Annotated in this window: 9 protein-coding genes; 3 read left to right on the top strand and 6 right to left on the bottom strand. The window is 75.1% G+C overall.

Features of this window, described 5'->3' with window-relative positions:
• Positions 1–98: 98 nt before the first annotated feature.
• Both AB0H75_RS17790 and AB0H75_RS17795 read left to right on the top strand, forming a co-directional pair.
• The gene (locus tag AB0H75_RS17790; protein WP_367797288.1) at positions 99–2147 is read left to right on the top strand and encodes a hydantoinase/oxoprolinase family protein; all 2049 of its coding nucleotides are present in this window, start codon (positions 99–101) and stop codon (positions 2145–2147) included.
• Positions 2144–3820, top strand: coding sequence for a hydantoinase B/oxoprolinase family protein (locus AB0H75_RS17795; RefSeq protein WP_367797290.1), 1677 nt, complete (start codon positions 2144–2146; stop codon positions 3818–3820). Before AB0H75_RS17790 ends, AB0H75_RS17795 begins: the two co-directional genes overlap by 4 nt.
• Here AB0H75_RS17795 and AB0H75_RS17800 read toward each other — a convergent pair.
• The 6 genes from AB0H75_RS17800 to AB0H75_RS17825 are packed head-to-tail and all read right to left on the bottom strand — an operon-like array spanning position 3802 to position 11457.
• The gene (locus AB0H75_RS17800) at positions 3802–5310 is read right to left on the bottom strand and encodes a PucR family transcriptional regulator (protein ID WP_367797292.1); all 1509 of its coding nucleotides are present in this window, start codon (positions 5308–5310) and stop codon (positions 3802–3804) included. The two genes, AB0H75_RS17795 and AB0H75_RS17800, sit on opposite strands and share 19 nt — an antisense overlap.
• Complete coding sequence (locus tag AB0H75_RS17805; RefSeq protein ID WP_367797294.1) at positions 5307–6539, bottom strand: DUF917 family protein; 1233 nt, start codon at positions 6537–6539, stop codon at positions 5307–5309. The genes AB0H75_RS17800 and AB0H75_RS17805 overlap by 4 nt, the downstream gene beginning before the upstream one ends.
• Complete coding sequence (locus AB0H75_RS17810; RefSeq protein WP_367797296.1) at positions 6536–7870, bottom strand: hypothetical protein; 1335 nt, start codon at positions 7868–7870, stop codon at positions 6536–6538. The genes AB0H75_RS17805 and AB0H75_RS17810 overlap by 4 nt, the downstream gene beginning before the upstream one ends.
• Entirely contained in the window at positions 7871–8860 is a 990-nt protein-coding gene (locus AB0H75_RS17815; RefSeq protein ID WP_367797298.1) for an ABC transporter permease, read from the bottom strand.
• Complete coding sequence (locus AB0H75_RS17820) at positions 8857–10371, bottom strand: sugar ABC transporter ATP-binding protein (protein ID WP_367797300.1); 1515 nt, start codon at positions 10369–10371, stop codon at positions 8857–8859. Before AB0H75_RS17820 ends, AB0H75_RS17815 begins: the two co-directional genes overlap by 4 nt.
• 12 nt (positions 10372–10383) lie before the next feature.
• Complete coding sequence (locus AB0H75_RS17825; RefSeq protein WP_367797302.1) at positions 10384–11457, bottom strand: sugar ABC transporter substrate-binding protein; 1074 nt, start codon at positions 11455–11457, stop codon at positions 10384–10386.
• Positions 11458–11696: 239 nt separating this feature from the next.
• Between AB0H75_RS17825 and AB0H75_RS17830 the strand changes: the two genes are divergently transcribed.
• Positions 11697–12992, top strand: coding sequence for a UDP-glucose/GDP-mannose dehydrogenase family protein (locus AB0H75_RS17830; RefSeq protein WP_367797304.1), 1296 nt, complete (start codon positions 11697–11699; stop codon positions 12990–12992).
• Positions 12993–12994: the final 2 nt, after the last annotated feature.

Here is a 12994-nt window from a genome sequence, read left to right on the forward strand (position 1 = left end):
GCACGGTGAACCGGCGGGGGAGTGGTCGCCGCGCACATCCCCGGCGCTCCCCGCCGGGTTACCGTCGCGGTCACCGCCTTGCAGAGAGGAGCTCGCCCATGAGCCGATACCGGGTGTCCATGGATATCGGCGGCACGTTCACCGACGTCATCGGGTACGACGAGACGACCGGCCGCTACCACGTCGGCAAGTCGTCCACCACGCCCGACGATCTGACGAGGGGCGTGCTGACCGCGCTGGAGTCCCTGGTGGACTCACCCGCCGACATCTCGTTCACCGTGCACGGCACCACCCAGGGACTCAACGCCTTCCTCGAACGGCGCGGGGTCAAGGTGCTGCTGCTGGCCTCCAAGGGCGCGGGCGACCAGTACCACATCGCCCGCGGCCCGCGTACCCGCCTGTACGACCTGCACTTCCGCAAGCCCGAGCCGCTCGTCCCCAAGCGCGACATCGTGGAGATCGGCGGCCGCTTCGACGCGGCGGGCGAGGAGCTGGAGCCGCTGGACGAGCAGGCCGTGCGCGAGGCCGCCCGCCGCTACCGCGAGGGCGGGTTCGGCGCGATCGCGGTGGCGTACCTGTTCAGCTACCTGGACCCGGCGCACGAGCTGCGGACCAGGGACATCCTGCTGGAGGAGCTGGGCGGCGAGGTGACGGTGTCGCTGTCGCACGAGGCGGCCAAGGAGTGGCGCGAGTACGAGCGCACCTCCTCGGCCGTGGTCGAGGCGTACACCGGCCCGGTGGTGCGCCGCTACCTGGAGCGGCTGGAGGCCAACCTCCAGGAGCGCGGCCTGACCGTCCCGATGCACGTCATGCAGTCGTCCGGCGGCATCCTGACCGCCGAGTCGGCCCGCCGCCGCCCGCTGCAGACGCTGCTGTCCGGCCCGGTCGGCGGCGCGATGGGCGACGTGGAGCTGGCCCGCGCCATCGGGCGGCCCAACCTCATCGGCGTGGACATGGGCGGCACCTCGTTCGACGTGTCGCTGGTCATCGACGGGCAGCCGGACATCTCGCCCGAGGCCAACATCGAGGGCCTGCCGATGCTCATGAGCGTCGTCAACATCCACACCATCGGCGCGGGCGGCGGCTCGGTGGCCTGGCTGGAGGCGGGCGGCCTGCGGGTCGGGCCGCGCTCGGCCGGCGCGACCCCCGGCCCGGCCTGCTACGGCCGCGGCGGCACCGAGCCGACCGTGACCGACGCCAACCTGGTGCTCGGCCGCATCGACCCGGACTGGTTCGCCGGCGGCACGCTGGAGCTGGACACCGAGGCGGCCCGGCGCGCGCTCGACACCGTCGGCCGGGGCCTCGGCCTGGACACCCTCGCCATCGCCGAGGGCGTCTGCGACGTCGCCAACGCCAAGATGGCCCAGGCCATCAGGACCATCACGGTCTCGCGGGGCATCGAGCCGCGCGAGTTCACGCTGGTCGCCTTCGGCGGCGCCGGCCCCATGCACGCCGTCTTCCTGGCCCGCGAGCTGGGCATCAAGGAGGTCGTGGTGCCGCGCTTCCCCGGCGCGTTCTCCGCCTGGGGCATGTTGCAGACCGACATCCGCAAGGACTTCTCCGACACCTACTTCCACCTCGACGCCGACCTCGACGGCGCCGACATGGCGGCCAGGCTGCGCGCGATGTCCGCCGAGGGCCTGGCCTCGCTGGCCGGCGAGGGCGTCCCGGAGGACAACCGCCGCGTCGAGCACGCCGTGGACATCCGGTACGCGGCCCAGGAGTACACCCTCACCGTGCCGCTGGCCGACGCCGACGAGCCGGCCGCCGAGGGCTTCGTCGAGACCATCGCCAAGCGCTTCGCCCAGCAGCACGAGACCCGCTACGGCCACGCCAACCTGGGCGCGCCCATCGAGTTCGTGACGCTGCGCGCGACCGCCTTCGGCGACCTCGGCCGCGGCGCCGCCGAGCGGGTCGAGCCGGCCGGCGGCCAGGACTTCGCGCACGAGACGCGCGAGGTCGTCTTCGACGGGCAGGCCCGCCCGACGATCCTGGCCCGGCGCGAGGCGCTGGCCCCGGGTCACACCTTCGAGGGCCCCGCGATCATCGTGGAGAGCACCGCCACCACCGTCGTCCCGCCCGGTTTCTCGGTGTCGGTCGACCCCATCGGCTCGCTGGTCATTCGCAACACCCAGGAGGAGCAGTGACGGACACCAGGACCGTCGACCCGGTCGTCGTCGAGATCATCCGCAACGCGCTCGCTGCCGCGGCCGACGACATGAACGCGACGCTCATCCGGTCGGCGTACACGCCCATCATCTACGAGTGCGGCGACTGCGTCGTCGCCCTGCTGGACGACCAGCACCAGGTGCTCGGCCAGTCCGCCGGCCTGCCGATCTTCCTGGGCAACCTGGAGACCTGCACCAAGGCCACCGAGGAGCAGTTCGGGCGGGAGGTGTGGCAGCCGGGCGACGTGTGGATCCTCAACGACAGCTACCTCGGCGGCACCCACCTCAACGACGTGACCATCTTCGGCCCGGTGTTCGTGGACGGGGAGCTGGTCGGCTTCACCGCCACCCGCGCCCACTGGATCGACGTCGGCTCCAAGGACCCCGGCGGCTCCATGGACTCGGTCAACATCTTCCAGGAGGGCCTGCGGCTCGGGCCGCAGAAGCTGGTCGAGGGCGGCGTGGACGTCCACGGCGCGATGAGCACGATCGCCACGAACGTGCGCTTCCCGTACCAGACCAGCGGCGACATGCACGCGATGATCGCCACGATCAAGATGGGCCAGGCCCGCCTGGAGGAGATCGTGCGCCGGTGGGGGCTGGAGACGCTCCGCGCCGCCCGCGACGAGATCTTCAACCAGACCGAGGTCCTGGAGCGCGAGGTCATCGCGGCCATCCCGGACGGCGTGTACGAGGCCGAGGGCTGCCTCGACAACGACGGCATCGACCTGGACACCCCGATCCCGATCAGGCTGCGGATCACCGTGTCCGGCTCGGACATCGACTTCGACGTCCGCGACTCCGCCGACCAGACCGTCGGCCCGGTCAACTGCGGCGTCGCGCAGACCGTCTCGGCCTGCCGGGTCGGCTACAAGCTGCTGGTCAGCCCGGACGTGCCCGGCAACGGCGGCTCGTTCCGCCCGATGAGCGTGCAGGTCAGGGAGGGCTCGGTGTTCGGCGCGGTGGCCCCGGCCGCCTGCCAGTGGTACTTCTCGCACCTGGGCCTGCTCATCGACATGGTGGCCAAGGCGCTGGCCCCGGCCATGCCGGACAAGGTCGCCGGCGCCAGCCACGGCGACTCCATGATCGTCCTGCTGGCCGGCACCGACCCGCGCACCGGGCGCGACTACGTCAGCCTGGAGGCCACGCTCGGCGGCTGGGGCGCCTGGGACGGCTCCGACGGCGAGACCGCGCTGATCAACAATGTGAACGGTTCGCTCAAGGACATCCCGGTCGAGGTGTTCGAGACCCGCTACCCGTTCCGGATCGGCGAGTACCGCATCCGCCCCGACTCCGGCGGCGCCGGCCGCTTCCGCGGCGGCAACGGCGTGGTCCGCGAGTACACCGCGCTGCACGACTGCACGGTGTCGCTGTGGTTCGAGCGCTCGCTCACGCCCGCCTGGGGCCTGTTCGGCGGCCACGACGCCACCCCGCCGGAGATCGTGGTCAACCCCGGCCGCGAGGACGAGCGCCGCCTGCTCAAGTGCAACGGCATGAAACTGAGGAAGGGCGACGTCATCCGCTGCGCGACCGGTGGCGGCGGCGGGTTCGGCGACCCGGCCGGGCGCGACCCCGAAGCGGTGCGGGCCGACCTGCTCGACGGGCAGGTCTCGGCCGGGCGGGCCGGCGAGGTCTACTCCCTGCCCGCCTGACCGCCCGCCTGGAGCTCCGGGAGGAGCGCGTAGCAGGCGAGGTGGAGCGCCAGCCGCTGGTCGGGGTTGTCGAAGTCGACGCCCCGGCCGCGGATGCGCTCCACCCGGCCGAGCACCGTGTTGCGGTGCAGGCCGAGCCGGGCCGCCGCCCGCCCGGTCGAGCCGCCGCAGTCGAGCACCGCGGCCAGCGTCACCACCAGGACCGGGCCGTCCGGCGCGGCCAGCAGGCCGGCCAGCACCAGCCGGGCCGCGGCGGCCAGCTCCGCCTGGCCCAGCGTGCCGAGCAGCGCCCGGTAGCCCAGCTCGTCGAACGTGCGGACCTCGCCGTGCCCGAGCCGGACCGTCGCGCCCGCGGCCAGCACCGCCTGCTCCAGCGAGGCCCGCAGCCCGTCGCCGCCCTCGGCGGCCCGGCCCACGCCCGCGCTGAGCGGGACCGGGACGCGCATCCTGGCCAGGTGCCTGCGCAGCGCCGCCGCGACCTGGCCGGCCTCGGCGTCCGGCTCGGTCCACCAGCTCGCCCAGCCGTCCCGCCACGGCGCGAGCGGCAGGTCCGGCAACACCTCCTGCCAGGCCGACACCACGCCCGGCGACAGCGCGGCGCCGTCCAGGGCGGGATCGGTACGCAGGAAGACCGCCACGTGCCGCCCCTCCAGCCGCCAGCCCGGCAGGTCCACCCCCGGCGCGGCCGGCGCCTCCCGCCCCGGCCGGGCGAACAGCGCGGTCAGCGCGGCCCTGGCCTCCTCGGCGCGGTAGACGGCGCTGACCCGCTCGCGCGCCACCGACGTCGTCAGCGGGGCGCGGGCCAGGCGCAGGATCAGCCGGACGCTCTCGGCCCACGCCGGGGCCGGGGGAGCGGCCAGGCCGGCGACGAGGTCGGCCCAGCGGCGGCCGTCCGGGCCCGGCACCTCCACCCGCACCTGGTGCTCGGCCCTGGCCGCCGCGCCCTGGCCGGCCAGGACGTGCCCGTCGGGCAGCAGCAGCGCCGCCGACACGCCGGGCACCTCCGTGTTGATCACGCCGAGGATGCCCCGGGCGCTGCTGCGCTCGGTGAACAGCTCCGCGCAGCGCGCCGCCAGCCGCGCCCGCGCCGCCTCGGGGCTGGCCACCGCCGCCGCGAGCTCCAGCGCGTACGCGGAGGTGTCCTCGCCCACCGCGAACACCGGCAGCCGCATCCGCGCCGCGAGCTGCGCCGTCGCCGGCTTGGGCCCGGCCTCGGCCGGGCTGACCAGGCAGGACGCGCTGCGTTCCCACGCCAGCCGGAGCGCCGACTCCACCACCCACGCCCCGTGGCCCAGCGTGCCGGACAGCACGACGACCGTGCCGGGGCCGTAGGAGCGGATCTGGTCCAGCTCCGACACCAGCGCCACCCGGGAGACCCGGCGCGTCAGGTCCTCGCCGACCAGCATCCGGGCGCGGCCCAGCGGGCCGTACCTGACCAGCTCGTCCACGGTGAGCTGCTCGGCCACGCGGGGCCGTCGCGGGCTGCTCAACGGCCGGCCTCCTTCGGGTGCCGCAGCGGGAAGCCGAACGCGCCGGGACCGCCGAGCGCCAGGCCGGGGATCGTGTGCCACAGCGGCGCGGCGGGCACGACCAGCACGTCCACCTGGTCGCCCGCGGTCAGCCTGCCGGGGCCGGTCATGCGCAGCGTGCCGCGGTCCAACAGGCACAGCAGGTCGGGGACGGCCGCCGCCAGCGAGCCGTCCGACAGCGCCAGGATCAGCTCGTTGTGCGCCTCGATGCGGATGAGGCGGCCGCTGTCGTGGTCGTGCACGGCCAGGCCGACCGGGTTGCCGGGGAACAGGGCGGCGGCCTGGCGCACCGAGGGGCCGATCTCGACCAGCCGCCCGCCGCCCAGCACGCTCGCGCCGGTGGCGGCGGCCAGCTCGGCCAGCAGCCGCTCGTGCGGCGCCACCTGGCCACCCCGCAGCCCGGGGCCGCCGGGGGAGCCGGGAGAGTCGAGGGGGCCGGGAGAGCCGAGGGGGCCGGGGGCGCCGGGAGAGCCGAGGGGGCCGAGGGCGCCGGGGGAGCCGTTCCAGGAGGGGCGGGCGGAGGCGGCGTGGGCGTGTAGGACGCGGCCGACCTCCAGCACCCGGCTCATCGAGCCGGGGATCGCCGCCCCGGCCAGCCGCCCCACCCGCGTCGGGTAGAGCGCGCACAACAGCCAGCCGCCCGCGCTCTGCGCCACCACCCTGGCCAGCCGCTCGGCCCGCGCCGAGCCCGTCTCCAGCAGCAGCGCGTCGTAGCCCGCGCTGACCGCCGCCATGGGCGCCAGCGGCAGCCCGGCCAGCTCGAACGTGGTCTGGTGGATGAGCGGGAACACCCGCCCCATGCCGTCGCAGTCGATCAGCGGCAGCCCGAGCAGCGCCGCCGCGGCCACCGGGAACAGCGCGTTGACGCTGGCGGCGTTGAGCGGCAGCACCGCGCCGAGCGGCCCCCCGCACCGGCCGGCCAGGCTGCGCGCCAGCACGGCGGGCTCGTCCCCGGAGGGCGGCAGCTCGGCCATGGCGGTGGTGGAGCCCATGGCGCCGATGGCGGCGCAGACGGTGCCGGGGTCGAGGCCGGCGGGCGGCACCAGGCGTACGGGCCCGGCGTGGGCGAGGACGTCGCCGAGCCAGACCCCGGCGAAGTCGATGCCCTCGCCGGCGGCGCTGGTGGAGAAGAACTCCGCCCCGGCCAGCAGCGCGGGCACGTCCGCGGCGGTGATCAGCCGCTCGCTCACGCGCTCTCTCCCGCCTCGCCGCCCGCGCGGACCATCAGCCGGTAGGAGCCGCTGCGCAGGAAGGACATCGACACCGCCCGGGAGCTGACCACGCGCTCGCTGCCGAGCCGGGCGCCGCTCTCGGCCACCAGCGTCAGGGCGCGCTGCTCGGCGATGCCGCGCTGACGCTCCAGCTCCTCGCCGGACTCGGCGTACACGACGGAGTCGAGCCAGGCCGTCGGCTCGGTACAGGCCGCCCCGACGGCGGCCAGCTCACCGCCGGGCAGCACCATTCCTTCCGGTGCGGGCAGGCGGGCCGCGGCGGCGCGGGCCCGTTCGGCCGCCTCGCCGCCGCGCATCGCCGCCACCACGGCCGGGCGGGGCTCGTGCTCGGCCAGCAGCGCGAACGCCGCCGCCGAGGCCGCGGGCGGGCCCGGCAGGCGGGTCAGCGACGCGGTGGGGATCGCCATGCGCACCCCGCCCGGCCCCGGCCGGTCGACGGTGACCTCCGGCAGCCCGCCCGCGACGTGGCCGACCGCCAGCGCGTCCGGCAGGGCCAGCCCCACCAGCGCGTCGGCCGCGCCGGCCAGCCGGGCCGCCCCGGTCAGGGCCACGGCCTCCGACGCCGACAGCGCGAGCACCGGCAGCAGCCGCAGCCGCTCGGCGGAGACGCGCCCGCCGTCGCCGGCCGCGAACCACGTGGACACCTGCGGCCCGACCAGCTCGCCCACCCGTACGCACCGCTCGGCCAGCTCGGCCGCGCGGGCCAGCAGCGCCGCGTTGATGACGGTGGCGGCCTCCCTGTCGAGCAGCCCCAGCCCGCCCACCTGGTGCGACAGCGACACCCGGGCGTCGGGGCGGGTGTCGTAGATCAGCTCGGCCGCGGCCAGCTCGTGGTCGGCGCAGCCGGGCGCGCCGCTCGCGGTGACCGCCAGCGCGGGGATGTCGCGGGCGGCGGCGCACTCGGCCAGCACGGCGTACACGTCGAGCGGCGCCAGCTCGACGCCGAACAGGTCGTGCCCGCCGACCACCGCGCCGCGCCGCGCCTGCAACGCGCGCAGCAGCGGCGAGGGGTGGCCGGAGCCGAGCCCGGCGGCGGGCGGCCGGGGCACGATGCGCACCGCCGCGACCGGCGTGCCGGCCAGCGCGGGGTCGAGCTCGGCGGCGACGTCCCAGGTGACGGAGGCGACGCGGGCGCCGCCCGCGAGGTCGCGCAGCATGCGGGCCAGGACCCGCTCGCTCGCGTTGGGACCGGTGGCGTGGCGCACCTCGCCGCCGCCCGCCGGGCCGCCGACGAGGGCGGCGTGCGCGCGCCCCGCACCCAGCAGGATCCCGATCCGCGCGCCCTCCACCTAGCTCCTTCGGCCTCGCAGCAGCCGGTCGAGGCTCACCGCGCCGAGGATGAGCGCACCCTGTACGACCTGCTGATATATCGTATCCCAGCCCAGCAGGTTGAACCCGTTGCCGATCAGCGTGATGAGCAGGACGCCGATCAGGCCGCGCCAGATCGCGCCCTCGCCGCCCATGACGCTGGTGCCGCCGACGACGGCCGCGGCGATGGCGGTCATCTCCATCCCGGTGGCCAGGCTCGCCTGCGCCGACCCGCCGCGCGCGGCCAGGACGAGCCCGCCGAGCGCCGCGCACACGCCGCTGATGGCGAACACCGCCACCTTGATCTGCCCGGTCCTGATGCCGGACAGCCGCGCGGCCTCCTCGTTGCCGCCGATGGCGTACACGCGGCGGCCGAACGTGGTGCGCGACAGCAGGACCCAGCAGACCGCCACCACGGCCAGGAACAGCAGCGAGGCCGCCGTCACCCCGCCGAGCACGGTCGGCCAGCTCAGCGCCTGGAAGGCGGTGGCCCGGTCGTCGGCCGGGTAGACGATCGCGCCCGCCGTCAGGATGACCGCCACGCCCCGGTAGATGATGCTCAGGGCCAGCGTCGCGATGAACGAGTGCACCTTGATCCGGACGACCACGATGCCGTTGACCGTGCCGAGCACCGCGCCGGTCAGCACGCCGGCGGTCATGCCCGCCCCGACCCCGGCCGCGTTCGTGACCGCGACGGCCACGATCGCCGACAGCGCCAGCACCGCGGTGATCGACAGGTCGAACGAGCCCGAGATGATCACCAGGGTGGCGGCGGTGGCCAGCAGCCCCACGACGGCGGCCTGGTCGAGCAGGTTGACCAGGTTGCCGGCGGTCAGGAAGGTCGAGGTGCTGAGCGACAGCACCACGACGATGAGGACCACGCCGAGCACGATCCCCAGGTCGCGCAGCCGGGCCGAGCGGCCGGGCGCGGCTTTCACGTCCGCTTTCACATCCGCGGTGGTGGCGGTCATGCGTTCTCCTCAGAAGGTTCGGTGTCGGGGGTGTCGGCGAAGGCCAGCGCGATGACCTGCTCCGGGGTGGCCCGGCCGCGCGCGAACTCCCCGACGAGGCGGCCGTGCCGCATGACCAGCACCCGGTGCGCCAGGCCCAGCACCTCCTCGACCTCCGAGGAGACCACCAGCACCGCCATGCCCTCGGCGGCCAGCTCGACCAGGAGCCGGTGGATCTGGCCCTTGGCGCCGACGTCCACGCCGCGGGTGGGCTCGTCCACCATGAGGACCTTGGGCCGGTCCATGAGCCACTTGCCGAACAGCACCTTCTGCTGGTTGCCGCCCGACAGCGTCCACACCGGGCCGCCGAGGTCGGAGCCGCGCACGTCGAGCCCGGCCAGCATGGTCCCGGCGGCCTCCCGCTCGGCGCCGCCGCGTACGAACCCGGCCTGCTGCCGCGAGCCCAGGCTGGCCAGGGCGACGTTCTCCCGGACCGAGCGGCCCAGCACGAGGCCCTGGTCCTTGCGGGACTCCGGCACCATGGCCAGGCCGGCGCGCATCGCGCGGGCGGGCGAGCCCGGGGCGACGGCCCGGCCGTCCACCTCCACCACGCCCGCGTCGGGCGCGTCCGCGCCGAAGAGCGCCCGCAGCGTCTCGGAGCGGCCGCTGCCCACCAGGCCCGCGATGCCGACGATCTCGCCCGCGCGGATGTCCAGCGACACCTCCCGCACGGCCGTGCCGCGGCTCAGGCCGCGCGCGCTGAGCAGCACCGGCGCGTCCGGGCGCACCGGTCGCGGCTCGGGGTAGAGCAGTTCGATGGGGCGGCCCACCATGTCGGCGACCAGGCTCTGCGGCGTCTGCCCCGCGGCCGGCCCGGTCTTGATGTGCCGGCCGTCGCGCAGCACGGTGATGTCGTCGCAGACCGACAGCACCTCCTCCAGGAAGTGCGAGATGAGCACCACGGCCGCGCCGTCGGCGGCCAGGCGCCTGATCACCTCCAGCAGGCGCTCGGTCTCGTTCCTGGTCAGCAGCGCGGTTGGCTCGTCCATGCCGATGACCGACGCGCCCGAGGCCAGCGCCCGCAACACCTCGACCTGCTGCTGCGCGGCGATCGGCAGGTCCCGCACCAGCGCGGACGGGTCCAGCTCGAAGCCGGTCCTGGCGGTCAGCTCGGCGAACTCCCGCCGGTTGGCGCGCCGCCGCCGCCAGCCCAGGCGGTTGCGCCAGCGGCCCAGGTACACGTTGTCCAGCACGGTCATGGCCGGCACCAGGGCCAGCTCCTGCGAGATCAGCGTGAACCCGTGCCGCAGCGCGTCCCTGGGCGAGCCGACCGCGATGGGCCGCCCGTCCAGCAGGACGCGGCCGGCGTCCGGGGTCACCGCCCCGCACACCGCCTTCAGCAGGGTGGACTTGCCCGCGCCGTTCTCGCCGAGCAGGCCGTGCACCCGGCCGCCGCGCAGGGTGAACGACACGTCGCGCAGGACCGGCACGCCGCCGTAGGACTTGCCGAACCCCTCCAGGTCGATCCTCACCGGCGGGCCCTCCTACTCGTCGTACTCGCCGGTGACGCCGGCCAGCGCCTCCTTGGTGCCCTTGCCCTCGTTCGGCGCGAGCGCGGTCTCGCTGTTGGCCTCCTGCACCTGCCCGCCGCGGGCCTTGGCCAGGCCCAGCTCGGCCGCCTTGGCGCCGGCGGTCTTCTCCGGCAGGTAGTAGGTGGCGAACCAGCGCCCGTCCTGGACGGCCTTGACCGCCTGCCGGGAGCCGCCGTTGCCGACGAGCAGCACGCCCGTGCCCTTGACCACGCTCTCGGCGCCGGCGACGGCCTGCGAGCTGCCGATGACCACGTCGACGTCCGGCTGGGCCTGGAGCACGTCCTGCATGGCCTTGCGGCCGCTCTCGCGCGTGTAGCCGCCCTCGACGCGGGAGACCAGCTCGACGCCGTCGGCCGCCTCCAGGGCCTTGACCGCGGCCTCGGTGCGGGAGTTGTCCAGCGGCAGCGACTTCAGGCCCTCCAGGTAGGCGACCTTGCAGGGCTTGAGGTTCTTGCTCCGGCAGGCCGCCACGCCCAGCTCGCCGAGCTTCCTGCCGTTGTCGGCGGGCACGTCCACGAGCGTGATCACGCCGGGGACCTGGGAGCGCGTGGTGTCGTAGGCGGTCCCGACCGGCGTGAACTCGGCCACCACCGTGATCCCGGCGGCCACGGCCTGCTTGAGCGCCGGCACCACGGCCGCGCCGTCGTTGGCCTGCACGACGAACACGTCGAAGCGCTTGCTGGTGACCGCGTCCTGGATCTGCTGGACCTGCGTCTGGGCGTCGAAGTTCGGGTCGAAGAACTCGGCGGTGGCGTTGTCCGCCTTGGCCTGCTCCTCGATGCCGTTCCAGGTGGCGACGGCGAACGCGTTCGCCCGGGCGAAGCCGAAGAAGGCGATGCGCTTCCGCGCGCCGGCGTCGCCCTGGGCACTCTGGGCGCCCTGGGAGGCCGTCGCGGCGGTCCCGGCCCCGGCGGCGCCGCTCCCGGACCCGGGCGCGACGCACGCGGCGGAGAGCGCGAGGATCGCGGCGGCGGCGCCGGCGGCCGTTCCTGTCCTTCTGATCTGCCCGTATTTCCTGATGTGCATGGGCTTCCCTGTTTCTCGGTGCGCGAGGTGCTGGAAACTGTAGAAAGCCCCTCGCGGGCCCCCTGGGCACCGCGCACAAGCAGGCCGCGCGCCACTGTGCGGCGCGCCGGGAGGCGGCCCGCCGGGCCGCCCGACGCGCCCTCGGCCGCCCTCGGTCCCGCGTGCGCGCGCGAGGCGGTTAGGGTGGGCTTCCTGCGCGCTGGCGCGCTGACGGAGCAGTCACGAACGGATGGTCGGTCATGGGTGGCAAGCCGGAACGGCGGGTGGCGGTGTTCGGGGCCGGGTACATCGGTCTGGTGACCGGCGCCTGTTTCGCCGAGCTAGGGCACCGGGTGGTGGTCAGGGACATCGATCCCGAGAAGGTCAGGCTCCTGCGGGCCGGTGACGTGCCGATCTACGAGCCCGGGCTCGGTGACATGATCACCCGCAACAAGGAGCGGCTGACGTTCACCCTGGACCTGGAGGAGGCGCTGGACGGCGCCGAGGTCGCGTACGTGTGCGTGGACACCCCGCCGTCGGCCTCCGGCGACGCCGACCTGTCACGCGTGTGGTCGGTGGTGCGCTCGCTGGCGGGCGCCCGCGAGCTGCGGGCGGTCGTGGTGAAGTCCACCGTGCCGGTCGGCACCGGGGCGCGGGTGCGGGCCGTCCTGGACGAGGCCGGCCTGTCGCACGTCGGCTACGCCTCCAACCCGGAGTTCACGGCCGAGGGCACGGCCGTCAACGACTTCCTGCACCCCGACCGGGTCGTCGTCGGCGCCTCCGACGAGGCGGTCGCGCGGCTCGTCGCGGAGCTGCACGAGGGCGTGGACGGCCCCGTCGTGACGATGGACGTGCGCTCGGCCGAGATGGTCAAGCTGGCCTCCAACGCGCTGCTCGCCACCAAGATCAGCTTCATCAACGAGATCGCCACGCTCTGCGAGAAGACCGGCGCGGACGTCACCGAGGTCGCCCACGCCGTCGGCCTCGACCACCGGCTCGGCCCCCACTTCCTGCGGGCCGGCATCGGCTGGGGCGGCTCCTGCTTCCCCAAGGACTCCGAGGCGCTGCGGCAGCTCGCCAGCAACACCGGCTACCACCTGCAGCTCCTGTCGGCCGTCATCGAGGTCAACAACCTGCAGAAGCGGCGGGCGATCCGCAAGCTCGCCGACGAGCTGGGCACGCTCGAGGGAGCCCGGGTGGCGCTGCTGGGGCTGACGTTCAAGCCGGGCACCGACGACATGCGCGAGGCGCCGAGCACGGTGCTGGCGGCGCGGCTGCTGGCCGAGGGGGCCGAGGTGCGCTGCTGGGACCCGATGGCCCGGCCGGGCACGGCCGAGCCGTGGGCGTCCACGACCCGCCACCCCACGCCGGAGCAGGCGATGGCCGGCGCGGACGCGGCGATCGTGGTGACCGAGTGGCCGCAGCTCAACGACGTCGACTGGGCGGGCGTCGCCGCGGGGATGCGGCGGCCGGTGCTCTACGACGGCCGCAACCTGCTGGACCCGCCCGCGATGCGGGCCCTCGGGTTCACCTACATCGGGGTCGGCCGGCCGTAGCG

The sequence above is a fragment of the Nonomuraea sp. NPDC050783 genome (assembly GCF_040802095.1).
Lineage (GTDB): Bacteria > Actinomycetota > Actinomycetes > Streptosporangiales > Streptosporangiaceae > Nonomuraea.

Coding starts and splice junctions, on each gene's coding strand:
- AB0H75_RS17790 (WP_367797288.1), top strand. CDS start 99: ATGAGCCGATACCGGGTGTCCATGGATATCGGCGGCACGTTCACCGAC.
- AB0H75_RS17815 (WP_367797298.1), bottom strand. CDS start 8,860: ATGACCGCCACCACCGCGGATGTGAAAGCGGACGTGAAAGCCGCGCCC.
- AB0H75_RS17825 (WP_367797302.1), bottom strand. CDS start 11,457: ATGCACATCAGGAAATACGGGCAGATCAGAAGGACAGGAACGGCCGCC.
- AB0H75_RS17830 (WP_367797304.1), top strand. CDS start 11,697: ATGGGTGGCAAGCCGGAACGGCGGGTGGCGGTGTTCGGGGCCGGGTAC.